15 protein-coding genes are annotated in these 16,098 nt (G+C 34.8%); 10 read left to right on the top strand and 5 right to left on the bottom strand.

All coding sequences use genetic code 11. The annotated features are described in order from the left end of the window. The first annotated feature begins 88 nt into the window (after positions 1-88). A complete protein-coding gene (locus tag ACNO7W_RS01175) occupies positions 89-1,078 on the top strand; it encodes an NAD-dependent epimerase/dehydratase family protein (RefSeq protein ID WP_417936699.1) in 990 nt (329 codons plus the stop codon). On the opposite strand, the gene ACNO7W_RS01170 is transcribed toward ACNO7W_RS01175, so the two are convergent. From ACNO7W_RS01170 to ACNO7W_RS01160, 3 genes are read right to left on the bottom strand one after another with little or no spacing between them, the layout of a single operon-like run. Continuing rightward, the gene (locus ACNO7W_RS01170) at positions 1,079-1,528 is read right to left on the bottom strand and encodes a DUF4296 domain-containing protein (protein ID WP_144064823.1); all 450 of its coding nucleotides are present in this window, start codon (positions 1,526-1,528) and stop codon (positions 1,079-1,081) included. It abuts the gene before it with no gap. A 10-nt stretch (positions 1,529-1,538) separates the two neighbouring features. After that, a complete protein-coding gene (locus ACNO7W_RS01165; protein ID WP_144064824.1) occupies positions 1,539-2,879 on the bottom strand; it encodes a dihydroorotase in 1,341 nt (446 codons plus the stop codon). Between the two features lie 12 nt (positions 2,880-2,891). Next, a complete protein-coding gene (locus ACNO7W_RS01160) occupies positions 2,892-3,617 on the bottom strand; it encodes a polyprenol monophosphomannose synthase (RefSeq protein ID WP_417936698.1) in 726 nt (241 codons plus the stop codon). A gap of 105 nt (positions 3,618-3,722) precedes the next feature. On the opposite strand from ACNO7W_RS01160, the gene ACNO7W_RS01155 reads away from it, so the two are divergent. The 3 genes from ACNO7W_RS01155 to ACNO7W_RS01145 all read left to right on the top strand — a co-directional run bounded on the left by ACNO7W_RS01155 (position 3,723) and on the right by ACNO7W_RS01145 (position 5,798). Then, the gene (locus ACNO7W_RS01155; protein WP_417936697.1) at positions 3,723-4,394 is read left to right on the top strand and encodes a DUF4271 domain-containing protein; all 672 of its coding nucleotides are present in this window, start codon (positions 3,723-3,725) and stop codon (positions 4,392-4,394) included. A gap of 13 nt (positions 4,395-4,407) precedes the next feature. Beyond that, on the top strand, positions 4,408-5,157 hold the full coding sequence (locus ACNO7W_RS01150) for a uroporphyrinogen-III synthase (protein ID WP_143387567.1): 750 nt from the start codon (positions 4,408-4,410) through the stop codon (positions 5,155-5,157). Positions 5,158-5,327: 170 nt separating this feature from the next. Continuing rightward, on the top strand, positions 5,328-5,798 hold the full coding sequence (locus tag ACNO7W_RS01145; protein WP_143387568.1) for an Lrp/AsnC ligand binding domain-containing protein: 471 nt from the start codon (positions 5,328-5,330) through the stop codon (positions 5,796-5,798). 96 nt (positions 5,799-5,894) lie between these two features. Here ACNO7W_RS01145 and ACNO7W_RS01140 read toward each other — a convergent pair whose 3' ends face one another. Together ACNO7W_RS01140 and ACNO7W_RS01135 are read right to left on the bottom strand one after the other, a co-directional pair. Further along, complete coding sequence (locus tag ACNO7W_RS01140; RefSeq protein ID WP_417936696.1) at positions 5,895-6,584, bottom strand: zinc metallopeptidase; 690 nt, start codon at positions 6,582-6,584, stop codon at positions 5,895-5,897. A gap of 201 nt (positions 6,585-6,785) precedes the next feature. Next, entirely contained in the window at positions 6,786-9,767 is a 2,982-nt protein-coding gene (locus tag ACNO7W_RS01135; RefSeq protein WP_417936695.1) for a leucine--tRNA ligase, read from the bottom strand. A 258-nt stretch (positions 9,768-10,025) separates the two neighbouring features. Here ACNO7W_RS01135 and modA point away from each other — a divergent pair, with 258 nt between their 5' ends. From modA to ACNO7W_RS01105, 6 genes are all read left to right on the top strand, one after another. Then, on the top strand, positions 10,026-10,799 hold the full coding sequence (gene modA, locus ACNO7W_RS01130) for a molybdate ABC transporter substrate-binding protein (RefSeq protein ID WP_417936694.1): 774 nt from the start codon (positions 10,026-10,028) through the stop codon (positions 10,797-10,799). Beyond that, entirely contained in the window at positions 10,796-11,200 is a 405-nt protein-coding gene (locus ACNO7W_RS01125) for a TOBE domain-containing protein (protein ID WP_143387572.1), read from the top strand. The genes modA and ACNO7W_RS01125 overlap by 4 nt, the downstream gene beginning before the upstream one ends. Continuing rightward, on the top strand, positions 11,193-11,873 hold the full coding sequence (gene modB, locus ACNO7W_RS01120) for a molybdate ABC transporter permease subunit (protein ID WP_185963438.1): 681 nt from the start codon (positions 11,193-11,195) through the stop codon (positions 11,871-11,873). Before ACNO7W_RS01125 ends, modB begins: the two co-directional genes overlap by 8 nt. Further along, the gene (locus ACNO7W_RS01115; protein WP_143387573.1) at positions 11,866-12,741 is read left to right on the top strand and encodes an ABC transporter ATP-binding protein; all 876 of its coding nucleotides are present in this window, start codon (positions 11,866-11,868) and stop codon (positions 12,739-12,741) included. Before modB ends, ACNO7W_RS01115 begins: the two co-directional genes overlap by 8 nt. Positions 12,742-12,967: 226 nt before the next feature. Next, positions 12,968-13,315, top strand: coding sequence for a winged helix-turn-helix domain-containing protein (locus ACNO7W_RS01110; protein ID WP_417936693.1), 348 nt, complete (start codon positions 12,968-12,970; stop codon positions 13,313-13,315). A 133-nt stretch (positions 13,316-13,448) separates the two neighbouring features. Next, a complete protein-coding gene (locus tag ACNO7W_RS01105) occupies positions 13,449-16,016 on the top strand; it encodes a TonB-dependent receptor (protein WP_417936692.1) in 2,568 nt (855 codons plus the stop codon). Positions 16,017-16,098 lie beyond the last annotated feature (82 nt).

The following is a 16,098-nucleotide window of genomic DNA, read 5'->3' as shown; positions in this document are numbered from 1 at the left end:
AATCAATTTGCACAAAGATAAAATTTATTGTGGATTCGGTTATTTGTTTATTAGGTTATTCGAAAAAAATTATTCGTATTTTCGTAGCATGATTTTAGTCACAGGAGGAACAGGTTTAGTAGGTGCGCATGTATTGCTTCATTTAATTGAAAGTGGAGAAAATGTCCGTGCCATTTATCGCAATACAAAAAGCATCGAAAAGACAAAAAACCTGTTTAGTCTATACCGGAAATTGGATTTATTTGATACTATCGAATGGATTCAAGCTGATATCACTGACATTCCTGCGTTAGAAAATGCTTTTGAGGGAATCAATTATGTTTATCATTGCGCCGCTTTGATTTCTTTCGATCCAAAAGACGAAGATTTAATTCGAAAAATCAATATTGAAGGAACCGCAAATATTGTCAATTTTTGTATTGCCAATACTATAAAAAAACTGTGCTTTGTCAGTTCAACTGCCGCACTTGGCGATTTAGCTTCTCACGAGAAAGTGGTTACCGAGGAAACCGAATGGAATCCAGAAAAACCACACAGCGATTATGCTATTTCTAAATACGGTGCCGAAATGGAAATATGGCGTGGGCAACAGGAAGGATTGGAAGTGATAATTTTAAATCCTGGTGTTATTATTGGTCCCGGTTTTTGGGAACAGGGAAGCGGGCAACTTTTTGCAAAAGTTAAAAAAGGATTGTTATTTTATACCTTAGGAAGTACTGGATTTGTTGCTGTACCTGATGTAGTCCGAATTGCAGCTCAATTAATGAAAAGTGAAATTCATAATGAACGATTCACATTAATTGCAAAAAATATCGTTTTCCGAGATATCTTGAACAGCATTGCCGATTCTCTCCTTGCAAAAAGACCTACCATCCATGCTAAGCCGTTGTTTATGGAGATTAGCTGGAGGATTGACTGGATACTATCGAATGTTTTTATGCAAAAGAGGCAACTAACTAGCGCTACTGCAAAAGCATCTTATTCTAAAAATGAGTATTCCAATGAAAAAATTACAACCGTTTTGAATACTGAATTTTCAAACATTCATCAATACATTAAAGAAATTTCAGCTTTGTAACTAAAGCCTTTTTCTTTGATTGATTTCCAATGAATCTATCAGTTTGGTTGTTGGTGAAACTGGTTTTACAACAGTTTTTTTCTTATTCTTATTCTTTTTTGCTTCAGCCTTAATCAAGGCGGCTATCTCTGCTTTCTTTTTAGTTAACCTATCTTCTACTTGAACAATAATATTCGCATATTCTTCATAATTAGAAGCGTAATACGTATTGTTTTGCGCAAATTGCAAACTATCAATTTTATATTTTTTATAAATATATTTTTTCGGATTTATTTTAAATGTATCCAAAGAAGCTGGATTTTGGTATTTAATAGCTTCCAGCAACGATAAATCATACATAATATTAACCATCACTTCTTTTTCTATAAGACGATCCGGTTTTTTTACAACTTCCTCCTTACAGCTAACAAGTACTGAAATAATCGCTAAAAGTGATATTATTTTCTTCATCTTTTGCCTTTTATCTATCAAATAACAATCGTTTTCCAGCACGAATTTCTTTTACTTTAAAGGCCGTATACACTAATTGTCCGTTTACAAAAGTATGCGTTATTCTGGATTTAAAAGTAAATCCTTCAAATGGTGACCACCCGCATTTAGAAAGAATATTCTCTTTTTTAACGCTCCATGGCAAACCTGAATTTATAATAACCAAATCGGCATAATACCCTTCTTTTATAAAACCACGCTTCTCTATTTTGAAAATCTTAGCCGGATTATGGCACATTTTTTCAACAATTTTTTCAATACTGATTTTACCTTGATGATGTGCTTCAAACATAGCCACGACAGCATGTTGCACTAATGGCCCACCAGAAGGAGCTTTAAGATACGGTAGTTTCTTTTCTTCCAGTGTATGTGGTGCGTGATCGGTGGCAATCACATCAATTCTGTCATCAAGTAACGCTTCCCATAATACTTTTCGGTCATTAGCAGTTTTTACTGCAGGATTCCATTTTATTAAATTGCCTTTGGTTGCATAATCATCATTGGTAAACCATAAATGATGAATACAAACTTCGGCAGTAATTTTCTTGTCTTCCAATGGAATTTTATTGGTAAACAAATCCATTTCTTTTGCTGTAGAAAGATGGAAAATATGCAAACGCGCACCTGTTTTTTTAGCAAGAGCAATCGCTTTTGAAGAAGATATATAACAGGCTTCTTCACTTCTAATTAGATGATGAACCGTTACCGGAACATCTTCTCCAAACTCTTCTTTGTATTTTTCTAAATTATTTTTGATGGTGGTTTCATCCTCACAATGAACCGCAATAAGCATAGGCGTACTAGAGAATATTTTTTCTAAAGTAGCTTCATTATCCACCAACATATTTCCCGTTGAAGATCCTAAAAATATTTTTATTCCCGCAACATTCTTCGGATTTGTTTTTAGAACTTCTTCTAAATTATCGTTTGTTGCACCCATCATAAAAGAATAATTGGCATAGGATTTCTCCGCAGCAATTTGATATTTTTCTTCTAAAATTTCTTGAGTTACCGCATTAGGAACCGTATTGGGCTGCTCTATATAAGAAGTAATTCCACCGGCAATCGCAGCTTTAGATTCTGATTCTATATCGCCTTTGTACGTAAGACCCGGCTCCCTAAAATGAACCTGATCGTCTATAGCACCCGGAATTAGGTAATTCCCTTCGGCATCGATGATTTTACATTGAGAAGATTTTGCGCTAATGCTTTCTGCAATTTCAACAATTAAATCATCTTCAATTAATACATCGCCTTCAAAAATCGTTCCTTCATTTACTATTTTGGCATTCTTAATTAAAATCCTGTTCATCGTATCTTCTTCTTATAATGTGTTGACTAATTTTTTTAATCTAAGTGAAATAACCCCAAAAACTGCTTCAACAATTATAGAGTTACTCATTTTGGATTGTCCTTTTGTTCTATCCGTAAAAATGATGGGAACCTCAACAATTTGGAATTTCTTACAGTAGGTCCTGTATTTCATTTCAATTTGAAAGGCATATCCAACAAATTTTATCTTATTTAAATTGATACTTTCCAGCACTTGTCTTTTGTAACAAACAAAACCTGCCGTGGCATCATGAATTTTCATTCCGGTTATTAACTTAACGTAAACGGATGCAAAATATGACATTAACACACGACTTAAAGGCCAGTTAACCACATTTACACCGGTTACATATCGGGAACCAATTGCTAAATCGGCATCTCCTAAATGACAAGCATCATACAATTTTTCTAAATCATTTGGGTTGTGCGAAAAATCAGCATCCATTTCGAAAATAAAATCATATTTACGTTCCAAAGCCCATTTAAAACCATGCACGTAAGCGGTTCCTAACCCCGATTTCTTAGCTCTTTTTTCTAAAAACAATCTGTTTTCAAATTCAGACTGAAGCATAACTACTTTATCCGCAGTACCATCAGGCGAATTATCATCAATAATAAGAACATGAAAAGGCTTGTGTTGAGAAAGCACTGTTCTGATAATGCTTTCGATATTTTCAATTTCGTTATAGGTAGGAATTATAACAATACAATCGTTCATATTTTGAGTAATTTCAACGCAAAAGTAAACTTTTTATGCCACTTGATTCATAATAAATTTATAATAAAAAAGAATGATGTAAAAAATTAGTAATTTTGTATCGCTATGATTGAACATGTACTTCATCCAAGAATAACCGAAAATAAAGACTGGGCTACACTTTTATTTGTGTTGTCTTTTGCTATTATTGCTATTACCAAATCCGTTTTTGAAAATCGTTTTGGTGATTTTGCAAATTTAATTTTTTCAAATAAATACACCAAAATATACAGAGACAGCAGTCACCTTAAAAGTGGCTTTACCGTTTCCTTGTTTTTTGTTCAGGTTATTTCCTTTGCATTTTTTATTCAACTGGCTTTGAGTCATTTTGGCTATGCTTCAAAAACAGATTGGATTCTATATATTCAAATAATTACTTTCCTTATATTTTTTGTTTTATCAAAATATTTAATAGAAAAAATTATTGGCACAGCATTCAATATAGAGGAATTTGTGGAACAATTTAACCTTCAAAAAGTAACTTACAGGACCTATATTGGATTATTTATACTTCCAATCAATATCATTTTGTTCTATTACGACACAATAACAAGAAATATTCCATTATTTATTATTTATATAATATTGATAATGAACATAATAACATATTTAATTTCAATAAAAAACTATCAAAATTTAATATTCGGTAAGTTGTTTTATTTTATTTTATATCTTTGCGCACTTGAAATAGCCCCCTATTATTTTATGTATTATTGGTTTACAAAAGGGAGCGCGTAGAAAATGTTAAAATATGAAAGTGAAAACAATTTTGGTGTCACAGCCCGAACCTAAAGTGGAAAATTCCCCTTACTTTGAGCTTCAACAAAAGCATAAAGTTAAAATTGATTTCAGACCTTTTATTCATGTAGAAGGCGTTAATGCAAAAGAGATTAGACTTCAAAAAATTGATCTTAATCATTACACGGCAATTATTTTAACAAGCAAGAATGCTGTTGATCATTTCTTCAGAGTTGCTGACGAAATGCGTTTTAAAGTTCCTGAAGGATTAAAATATTTCTGCCAATCAGAAGCCATTGCTTTTTACCTGCAAAAATATGTAGTGTATCGAAAACGTAAAATTTACGTAGGTCCTAAAGATTTTGCCGATTTATCTCCGCTGATAAAAAAATACAAGGACGAAAAATTCTTATTACCTGCTTCAGACCAATTGAATGCCGATGCGCCAATAACGCTAAATGCATTGAAAGTTGACTGGACTCCAGCCGTTTTTTACAAAACAGTAATGAGTGACTTATCTGATTTGGCCGATGTATATTATGATGTTTTGGCTTTCTTTAGCCCAACCGGAATAAAATCATTATTTATGAACTTCCCAGACTTTGAGCAAAACAATACCAGAATTGCAGTTTTTGGAAGCACAACTCAAAAAGAAGCTTTAGAGCATGGATTACGTATAGACATTATGGCTCCAACTCCTGGAACACCTTCTATGACAATGGCTTTAGAAAAATACATTGCAGAAGCAAATAAAGGAAAATAGAAAAATTACTTTTCGAGATAAAATTACAAAAAGCCACGATCACAATCGTGGCTTTTTTAATGCCCCGATTTTTAATTAAAATCCTCAACTTCTGTTTATTTACTGTTTTTTACTTAAATTTGATTCTCAATTCAAACTAAATTCCATTTTTTAGTTTAAGACAGCAACTTATGAAAATCAACTCCCTGATAGTAGAAATAGACGGTATCGATAAAGAAATTTTACGCGACCTGATGGAAGATGCTCGGAAACCAATTCTTCAAATCGCGAATAAAATAGGAATCTCAGGAGCTGCCATTCACCAGCGATTGCGAAAACTGGAACAATCCGGTGTGATTTCGGGTTCAAAATTTACGGTAAATCATAAGATTCTAGGTTATAATACGATGGCATTTGTTGGAATTTACTTAGACAAAGCTGCTCGAAACCCAGAAGCCGTGAGAGATTTAAAAAAAATCCCCGAAGTATTGGAATGTCATTATACTACGGGAAACTGGTCGATTTTGATAAAAATTATTTGTCGGGATAACGAACATTTAATGCACCTACTCAACACAAAAATTCAGGCTATTGAAGGTGTTTCCAGAACAGAAACCTTTATTTCCTTAGACCAACAAATTGACAGACAGATTCAGCTTTAGTTTTTTTGGTTTAATCGGTTAATCGTCAATTTGGTTATTTGACAAAAAAATCCGTCTCGTTTAAAAAACAAGACGGATTACTATATTTTAAAGGATTTAATTTCTTCTACTGCCGCCCATATAAATCGAAATGTAATACAACAACGTTGCAATTGATCCCAAAGCAGCTACTACATAGGTTCTTGCAGCCCATTTTAGAGAATCTTTCGCTCCAGCCTGCTCTTGTTGCGTCAGCATTCTTTTATTTTCCAACCAAGCCAAAGCACGATGACTCGCATCATATTCTACCGGTAAAGTAATAATCGAAAACAAGGTTGTTGCCGCAAAAATTACGATTCCAATTAATAACAACTGAGGAAAAGTTTTAATCATCAAAATCCCAGCCAGTAAAATCCACTGCATATAGGTTGATGCCACATTAACCACCGGCACTAATTTAGATCGCATAGCCAACCACTGGTATCCCACAGCGTGTTGTACGGCGTGTCCGCATTCATGTGCTGCAACAGCAGCTGCAGCCGCATTTCGTTGGTTATAAACCGCCTCGCTTAGATTCACCGTTTTATCAACTGGATTGTAATGATCCGTTAACTGTCCCGCAACCGAGATTACTCGCACGTCACGAATTCCGTTATCGGCAAGCATTTTTTCGGCAATCTCAGCGCCAGACATTCCGTTTTGTAATTGTAATTTAGAATAATGTTCAAATTTGCTTTTCAGTCTTGAACTAACTAACCAGCTAAACAACATAATTGCTCCAGCAAGAATCAAATAACTCATTCCCATATTTTTGTTTATTTTTTTTTAATGTTTAAAATAAAACATCAAATTTTGAACCATTTTTTTACAATGTCAATTTGGCATTCATGAAATGGAACACGGATAACACAGATTAAACGGATTTACACGGATTTGCTTAAATTTAAAAAAAAATCCAAATTCTATTATTAGAATTTGGATTTAAATATATTCATGGTGATGACCGAATTACCCCACCAAATTGATAATTTTCCCCGGAACAATAATCACCTTGTTTGGTGTTCTTCCTTCTAATTGTTTGATGGTTCTTTCGTCTTTCATTACAATTTCCTCGATTTGCTCTTTGGTTAAATCCAAAGGTAAAACCATAGTGAAACGCATTTTTCCGTTGAAAGAAACCGGATATTCCTTGCTACTTTCTATCAGATGTTGCGCGTCAAATATTGGAAAATCTACCGTGGCAATCGAACCTGTATTTCCTAATAATGACCATAATTCCTCCGCAATGTGTGGCGCATAAGGCGAAATCAAAATCGCCAATGGTTCCAGAATAGCACGAGAATGACAATTTTGAGTTGATAATTCGTTTACACAAATCATAAACTGGCTCACCGATGTGTTGAAAGAGAAACTCTCAATATCTTCCGCCACTTTTTTGATGGTTTTGTGTAATGATTTTAAGTTGTCTTTGGTTGGTTCGTCATTGTTAACAATCAAACCATTATCATCAAAATACAAACGACACAATTTTTTCAAGAAACCAAAAACTCCCGAAATTCCTGCCGTATTCCAAGGTTTCGCTTGTTCCAATGGCCCTAAAAACATTTCATACAAACGCAATGTATCTGCTCCATATTCGTTACAAATATCATCTGGCGTTACGACATTGTATTTGGATTTCGACATTTTTTCGATTTCGCGACCTACAATGTATTTTCCGTTTTCTTCGGCGATGAATTCAGCATTAGTATAATCTTCTCTCCAGTTTTTGAATCTTTCAACATCTAATTCATCCGAAGTATTCACCATAGAAACATCAACATGAATAGGTTGCACTTTTTGTCCATCGATTTTATTTTTAGAAACATACGTATTTGTTCCGTCTAATCGATACACAAACGCACTCATTCCCAAAATCATTCCCTGATTAATCAGTTTTTTGAATGGTTCTTCGGTAGGTGCAAAACCTTTATCTTTCAAGAATTTGTTCCAAAAACGGGAATATAATAAATGGCCTGTTGCATGCTCGCTTCCGCCAATATACAAATCAACGCTTTCCCAGTATGCCAAGGCTTCCTTGCTGGCAAACTCATTAGGATTTCCAGCATCCATATAACGCATCCAATACCAGGAGCTTCCCGCCCAACCTGGCATCGTGTTCAATTCAAGGGGATGAATTGTTTTATTGTCGACTAAATCAGTATTAACAACTTGATTCGTTTCCGTATTCCAAGCCCAAACCAAAGCGTTTCCTAAAGGCGGTAAACCTTCTTCGGTTGGCAAGTATTTCTCTACTTCCGGCAAGATGATTGGCAAATGTTTCGCATCAATCATTTGCGGCAAGCCATTCACATAATATACAGGAAACGGTTCTCCCCAATAACGCTGACGAGAAAAAACGGCATCACGCAAACGGTAATTCGTTTTTCCTTTTCCTTGGTTTAATTTTTCTAATTCCTCGATAACTTTTTTGGTCGCCTCTTTGTAATTCAATCCGTTTAGGAAATCAGAATTGGCGATAATTACATTGTCTTTAGAACCATACGCCACTTCAGAAATATCCACATTTGCAAAAATGTTTTTGATTTCGAGCATTCCGTTTTGACCTTTGAAGAAATTCGCAAAAGCATAATCTCTTTCGTCACCACAAGGAACCGCCATAACAGCGCCTGTTCCATAACCCGCCAAAACATAATCCCCAATCCAAACTGGAATTGGTTCTTTGGTAAATGGATGTTCCGCATACGCTCCTGTAAACACACCTGAAATGGTTTTTACATCGGCCATGCGTTCTCTTTCGGAACGTTTGGATGAGGCTAAAATATAATCGTTTACTTTATCTAAATATTCGGGAGTTGTTATTTCTTGAACCAAAGGATGCTCTGGTGCCAGTGTCATAAACGTAACTCCGAAGATGGTGTCAGGACGCGTGGTGAAAATCCCCACCCCAACCCTCCCCGAAGGGGAGGGAGACGGCACGTTTACTGTGTCAATAAGACTTTCATTTAATTGATGTCCATTATTACCTTTACTATCCCCAAAGTTATCGACTCTGGTTCCTCCCCCTTCGGGGGAGGTTAGGAGGGGGAACGTTACCATCGCTCCAACGGATTTTCCAATCCAGTTTCTTTGACTTTCTTTGATGCTTTCGCTCCAATCAATATCATTTAATCCTTGCAACAAACGTTCCGCATAAGCAGAAATTCGCATGCTCCATTGAGTCATTTTCTTGCGAACCACTGCAAAACCACCACGTTCTGAAACACCATTTACGATTTCATCATTCGCCAAAACGGTTCCTAATCCCGGACACCAGTTTACTTCAGTCTCGGCCAAATAGGTCAATCTGTATTGCAACAAAATTCTCTCCTGTTGTTCTTTTGCGAAAGCGTTCCATTCATTTGCTGAAAAACCTTCAATATTATCATCACAAACTGCATTAACAGTTGCGTTTCCTTCAGTTGAAAAAATCGAAATTAAGGTCGAAATATCTTCTGCTTTATCGCTGTTTTTATTGTACCAAGAATTGAATAATTGGATGAAAATCCATTGCGTGTGTTTGTAGTAATCCGGATTTGAAGTGCGCACTTCTCTGCTCCAATCGAAGGAGAACCCAATTTTGTCCAATTGCTTTCTGTATCCGGCAATTTTATTTCCTTCTTTATCCGTTCCTCCGTCAATATTTACCGAAGTAGTATCTTCCGGACGTTGACCCGTTTGAATAGCATATTGTTCCGCAGGCAATCCAAAACTGTCGTAACCCATTGGGTGCAACACATTAAAACCTTGATGTCCTTTGTATCTTGAATACACATCAGAGGCAATATATCCCAGCGGATGTCCTACGTGTAATCCCGCTCCAGATGGATAAGGAAACATATCAAGTACGTAATATTTAGGTTTTGTTGAGTTATTTTCGGCTTTAAACGTCGCGTTGTCTAACCAATATTTCTGCCATTTGGCCTCTATTTCGTTCGGATTGTATTTCATAATAGGTATTTATTTAACCCTTTCAGGGTTTGAACCCTGAAAGGGTTGCAAAAAAAATTGAGTGGCAAATTTACGTTTATTGTACATTGTACCAAAGCTATTTCTTTGACAAAGAAGGAAAATAAATAAATAATTCAATCTTGACTACGTAAAAATACTTATATTTGTGTTTGAAAAAATATTTTTCTTATCTATTTTGTTTTTCATTATGTTTTTAAAAACACAATGATCAAGTAATAAAAACTAAAACCAGAAGCAATGAAAATAAATAAACTACTTTTTTTAACGGCCTTAGTTCTTTTACTATTTACATTCAATAGCATCAGAGCGCAACAAAAAATTACCGTTGTTGCGGCTTCTGACCTAAAATTCGCATTAGATTCTATTATAAATGTATATCAACAACGAAACCCTGATAAAGAAGTACAAGTTACCTACGGTTCATCGGGCAAATTTTTTGAACAAATACAAAACGGAGCTCCCTTTGATGTTTTTTTCTCCGCTGATAAAAGTTATCCACAAAAATTAAAAGAAAAAGGATTTACTAGCTCTGATGTAAAAATTTACGGCATTGGTAAAATTGTAATCTGGAGTAAAAAAATTGATCCGAATACATTCAAAATAAACAGTTTGTCACTTCCTCAATTAAATAAAATCGCAATTGCCAACCCCGACCATGCTCCTTATGGCGAAAAGGCTGTAGAAAGCATGAAGTACTATAAAGTGTATGAAAAAGTTAAAAACAAATTAGTTTTCGGCGAAAATATTGCGCAAACCGCTCAATTTGTACAGTTAGGCACTGCTGATATTGGCATTATAGCTTTATCTTTAGCTTTATCTCCCAACATGAAAAAAGAAGGAGGCAAATATTACATTATTCCCGAGAAAAGCCACAAACCTTTAGAACAAGGGTATGTAATTTTAAAAAAGGCTGCTGGCAATTCAAGCGCAGTAAAATTCTATAATTTTATGGCGACACCAACGGCTATAGCAATTTTAACACACTTCGGATTTACACAAAAAAAGAAATGAACACACTAAACGGAACCATCACAACCATTCAGTCGCACGAAGGGATATCATTAGTTAAAGTAAAATCAGGCAATACCATTTTTACTTCAATTGTACTTGACTCGCCGGAAACAGTCAGTTATCTGAAAACAGACTATCCGGTAAAAATTCTTTTTAAGGAAACGGAAGTCATTGTTGCCAAAGATTTAAACCCGAATATCAGCATCCAAAATCGTGTACTTTGCAGCATTCAATCCATAAAAAAAGGTGCTATACTCAGCCAGATCGATTTATTATTTGGTGAACTAATTATTAAATCCATTATCACAACCAATGCCTGCGACCAACTCGAATTAAAAGAAAAGGATACCGTATTGGCATTAATAAAAACCAACGAAGTAAGCTTATCACCCAATGATTGATTTAGAACCATTATGGCTGACAGCAAAATTGGCATTGATTACCACTATCATTTTATTAGCGGTATCCATTCCGCTTTGCTATTGGTTAGCCTACAGCAAATTTAAATTTAAAGCAGCAATAGAAGCTATTGTTAGCCTGCCCCTAGTTTTACCACCTTCCGTTTTAGGATTTTATTTATTGTTAGCATTTAGTCCGGAAAATATATTTGGAAAATTTTTAGATCAGTATTTTGATGCTCACTTAGTTTTTACCTTTGAAGGGTTAATTATCGCATCGGTACTTTATAGCCTCCCTTTTATGGTTCATCCTATCCAATCGGGACTAAAAAATCTGCCTATTTCCTTAAAAGAAGCAGCTTTTACTTTAGGAAAATCTAAACTTACCACCCTTACAAAAATTTTATTACCCAACATTAAATCATCCATTTTAACTGGAATAGTACTAACCTTTGCACATACAGTTGGCGAATTTGGAGTCGTTTTAATGGTTGGCGGTAGTATTCCTGGCGAAACAAAAGTAATATCTATTGCTATTTATGATGAAGTACAATCTATGAACTACTATACTGCCAACGTATACGCAGCAATACTTTTTAGTTTCACCTTTTTAATACTTTTGGGAGTTTACCTCCTCAATAATTCATTTAGTAAAACCAATCCATTAAATGATTAATTTTTATATACATAAAATGCTGCAAACGGCAGATGGCGAATTGCCTTTGGATGTTTCCTTGACCGTTGAAAAAGGCCAGTTTCTATCCATTTATGGAAATTCAGGAGCTGGAAAAACAACCATCCTCAGAATATTGGCTGGACTAACTGAGGCTGAAAAAGTACACATTGAAGTAGAAAATGAAGTTTGGGATGATTCTCAAAAAAAGCACCATCTACCTGTTCAAAAACGATCCATTGGTTTTGTTTTTCAAGATTTTGCGCTATTCCCTAACTTAACGGTAAAGGAAAATTTAATGTTCGCCTTGCAAAAAAACGATACTCCCGAAATTGTAGCCGAATTAATAGAACTTATGGAATTACAATCCTTACAAAACAGCAAACCACAAAATTTATCTGGCGGGCAAAAACAGCGCGTGGCATTGGCAAGGGCAATTGTTCGGAAACCAAAAATTCTTTTATTAGACGAACCACTCTCGGCTTTAGATGATGAAATGCGATTTAAACTCCAGGATTATATTCTCAAAATACATCAGCACTATCAATTGACAACGCTAATGATCAGTCATACTATCTCTGAAATATTTAAGCTATCAGATAAAGTTATCATTCTTGATAAAGGAAAAATAGTGAAAGAAGGCAGCCCAAGCAGCGTGTTTTCTGAAGAAAAAATAAGCAGTAAATTCAAATTAACAGGAGAAATAATTAGCATTAACAAAAGTGACATCGTTTATGTGATACAGGTACTTTCAGGAAATACTATTGTAAAAGTAATCGCTACCGAAGACGAAATAAAAGACTTTAGAATAGGACAAAAAGTATTAGTGGCTTCCAAAGCATTTAATCCATTGATACAGGTTATTTCATAAATCCAATATTTTAAACCTTTAGAACATTGATTAACAAAATACTTATATAGCAAAAGAAGTAAGTCGATAAATAAAAGCATTATTATGTTTGATATATTTTATAAAAATATTTTTATTCTAAGTAAAAATACTTATGTTTGTGAAGTACTTCTAAGTATTTCAAATCGATTAAAAATTAAATCGTAAGAACTCAATTGCTTTTCACTATATTTTTTAAAACATACTGATGGGAGAAAATAAAAAATACACCATAGCAGTCAGAATCTGGATTGAAGAAGCTGATGGCCCTTTTTTAGGCATTGGCAAGATATGGTTGCTTGAGAATATTGCCAAAACCGGCTCAATCACTAATGCGGCCAAAGAAATGAAAATGGCGTATCGGCAAGCTTGGCAATTAGTTGAAGAAATGAACAAACGTGCCGAAAAACCACTGGTAGAAAAATTACTTGGTGGCAAAGGTGGTGGTGGCGCCAGATTGACCGGAGCCGGAGAAAAAGCCATTCAGACTTTTTATGAATTAGAAAAGAAAATTCAAGATTTTGCTAAAAAAGAAACTTTGAATTTGAAATTTTAAAAAATTTGAACAGCAGTGTTCTTTTAAAAACATACTGATATAAACCGAGATTTTAAAGAAAATTAACTATACAAACCAAAAAATTTAATAATCAGTATTCCTTTTAAAACATACTGAAAAAAAACAACCCATTATGAAATCAAAATCATATCTGATCCTAGTATTACTAAGTTTAAAAAGCTTTGCCCAGTCACAAAAAGAAAATTCAAAAACAAGCCAAGACAGTATAAAAAAAGAAATGCTAAAAGAAGTAGTTATTACTGCTTCTAGAATCTCCGAAACATTTTTGCGTTCCCCCATAAGTATTGAACAATTAAAATCGGCTGATGTAAAAAACATGGGTTCCCCATCCTGTTTTGATGCGTTTGAAAACTTAAAAGGAGTACAAATTATCACACCCAGTTTAGGTTTTAAAGTCATAAACACGAGAGGATTTGCCAACACAACCAATGTACGGTTTGCCCAATTGGTAGATGGTATAGACAACCAAGCACCACATTTAGGTACACCCATTGCAAATGCACTTGGAGCAAACGACCTTGACATCGATAAAATCGAAATAATTCCAGGAGCAGCTTCTGCATTATACGGGATGAACGCCATCAATGGATTGGCGAATATTCAAACCAAAAATCCATTTGAATATCAAGGGTTGAGCATTCAACAATTAACCGGAGTCAATCATGTTGGGAATATAGACCGCTTTTCACCTCAGCTTTATACCCAAGCTAATTTTCGTTATGCAAAAGCATTAAATTCAAAAATTGCTTTCAAAATAAACGGTTCCACAACTGGAGGCACGGATTGGGTGGCAGACAACAGAACCGATTTGGCTCCAACTATCAATTCCTCAACTAATTTATATGGTGCTGACAATCCCGCTTTTGATGAAGTAAATAGTTATGGAAACGAATCGGCAAATAGAAAAACATTGACCTTAAATGGAAAAAAATATGTTGTTTCCAGAACGGGTTACAGAGAAACCGACATTGCAGATTATAACATCCAAAATTACAAAGGAGATGTTGGTTTGTATTTCCGACCAAAAAAAGGACACCAATTAGCTGTTACTTATAAGGGAGCTTTAATTAATACCGTCTATCAGCGCTCCAATCGTTTCAGATTAGAGGATTACACGCTAAATCAATACGCGATCGATTATCAGTCGGATATTTTTCAAATACGAACGTATTTAACTCAAGAGAACACAGGAAAATCATACAATATGCGTTCCCTTGCTGAAAATATGGACAGGGCCTTCAAATCAGATGACCAATGGTTTTCGGATTACACCACCGCTTATAAAAACGCAATAAATGGAGGGTCAAACGTTGCAAATGCTCATAAAACAGCAAGAGAACTATCAGACCTGGGAAGATTTCAACCCGGAACTGATGCCTATAATCAGAAAAAAGACGAATTAGTCAACATCAATAATTGGGATTATGGTGCTGCGCTTCGAGTAAAATCAAGCCTATTTCATTCCGAAGGGGTATTGAATTGGGACAAGCTTTTTTCTTCTTTTTTCAAAAAAATTGACGCACAACTCTTAAGTGGTTTTGATTACAGAACTTACATTATTGTTCCGGACGGAAACTACTTTATTAATCCTGTCAATAGTTCAAAAAATCTAACCTATGGAAAAACGGGTGGATTTACCCAATTAAGCAAAGATTTATTTGATAAAAAACTACGATTGAGCGCAACCATGCGTTTGGACAAAGCGGACTATTTCGATTTGAAATTTACACCCCGAATTACCGCAGTATATTCGCCCAAAGAAGAAATTAATTTCAGAGCTTCTTACCAAAGTGGCTATAGATTCCCAAGTATTTTTGAAGGTTTTTCAAATGTAAACAGCGGAGGCGTAAAACGAGTGGGTGGATTACGAATAATGTCAGATGGGATTTTTGAAAATTCTTATACAAAAGCATCCATAGACAAATTTCAAGCCCAAGTTAACAGCGACATTAATACACTTGGTCTAACGCAGGCACAAGCAATTGACAAAAACAAAGCTATAATCCAGAAAAATCCATATACCTATTTACAACCTGAATTTGTTCGTTCTTTTGAATTTGGATTTAGAGGAGTTGTCCTAAAAAAGAGCTTGTTTATTGATGCCGATTTTTATTACAACTCGTATGAGAATTTTATTGCACAAGTTGAAGCAAGTATTCCCAATACAAAGGATGCAGCACTTATACCAACTTCACTATATTCTAAAGCTTCTCAAAGTCGCTATCGTTTATGGACCAATTCTAAAAGTAAAATCTACAATTATGGTGGTAGTTTAGGATTAAAATACAAATACAACAATGTGTTTTCATTTTTAGGGAATTTAACCTACACTAAATTAGACCGAACAGATGATAAAGATGGACTGGAAGATGGTTTTAACACGCCTAAATTTATTGTGAATGGAACAGTCATTACAGAAAATTTATGGAGAAACCTTGGCGCAAGTGTTACGTATCGCTATCAAAATAAATATGATTATGTTTCTTTCCTGGTTAGCGGCGAAGTACCTGCCTATTGGTCAATGGATGCGCAAGTAAATTATAATTTTAAAAAACCAGGCGTAACTGCTAAACTGGGAGGAACTAATTTCCTCAACAAAACCTATTATTCTATGTTAGGCGGGCCTTCAATTGGAGGATTGTATTATTTATCATTGACTTGGAATGTTGGTAAAATTTAAAAAAAGAGTCTTTAAAAGATTGGTTTGCTTTTGAAATTTACGTTTATTGTACGAAAGTTAAAACTTTGAGCGTTATTAACTT

This window comes from Flavobacterium sp. ZB4R12 (genome assembly GCF_048276375.1).
GTDB classification, from domain to species: Bacteria; Bacteroidota; Bacteroidia; order Flavobacteriales; family Flavobacteriaceae; genus Flavobacterium; species Flavobacterium gawalongense.
The sequence above is the reverse complement of the archived record's forward strand: the minus strand, read 5'-3'. Positions and strand labels throughout refer to the sequence as shown.

Bases quoted from the DNA above. Each gene is read 5' to 3' on its own strand.
- ACNO7W_RS01170 (WP_144064823.1), bottom strand. From the start codon at position 1,528: ATGAAGAAAATAATATCACTTTTAGCGATTATTTCAGTACTTGTTAGC.
- ACNO7W_RS01115 (WP_143387573.1), top strand. From the start codon at position 11,866: ATGATTAATTTTTATATACATAAAATGCTGCAAACGGCAGATGGCGAA.
- ACNO7W_RS01160 (WP_417936698.1), bottom strand. From the start codon at position 3,617: ATGAACGATTGTATTGTTATAATTCCTACCTATAACGAAATTGAAAAT.
- ACNO7W_RS01125 (WP_143387572.1), top strand. From the start codon at position 10,796: ATGAACACACTAAACGGAACCATCACAACCATTCAGTCGCACGAAGGG.
- ACNO7W_RS01140 (WP_417936696.1), bottom strand. From the start codon at position 6,584: ATGGGAATGAGTTATTTGATTCTTGCTGGAGCAATTATGTTGTTTAGC.
- ACNO7W_RS01150 (WP_143387567.1), top strand. From the start codon at position 4,408: ATGAAAGTGAAAACAATTTTGGTGTCACAGCCCGAACCTAAAGTGGAA.
- ACNO7W_RS01165 (WP_144064824.1), bottom strand. From the start codon at position 2,879: ATGAACAGGATTTTAATTAAGAATGCCAAAATAGTAAATGAAGGAACG.
- ACNO7W_RS01105 (WP_417936692.1), top strand. From the start codon at position 13,449: ATGAAATCAAAATCATATCTGATCCTAGTATTACTAAGTTTAAAAAGC.
- ACNO7W_RS01135 (WP_417936695.1), bottom strand. From the start codon at position 9,767: ATGAAATACAATCCGAACGAAATAGAGGCCAAATGGCAGAAATATTGG.
- modB (WP_185963438.1), top strand. From the start codon at position 11,193: ATGATTGATTTAGAACCATTATGGCTGACAGCAAAATTGGCATTGATT.
- modA (WP_417936694.1), top strand. From the start codon at position 10,026: ATGAAAATAAATAAACTACTTTTTTTAACGGCCTTAGTTCTTTTACTA.
- ACNO7W_RS01175 (WP_417936699.1), top strand. From the start codon at position 89: ATGATTTTAGTCACAGGAGGAACAGGTTTAGTAGGTGCGCATGTATTG.
- ACNO7W_RS01110 (WP_417936693.1), top strand. From the start codon at position 12,968: ATGGGAGAAAATAAAAAATACACCATAGCAGTCAGAATCTGGATTGAA.
- ACNO7W_RS01145 (WP_143387568.1), top strand. From the start codon at position 5,328: ATGAAAATCAACTCCCTGATAGTAGAAATAGACGGTATCGATAAAGAA.
- ACNO7W_RS01155 (WP_417936697.1), top strand. From the start codon at position 3,723: ATGATTGAACATGTACTTCATCCAAGAATAACCGAAAATAAAGACTGG.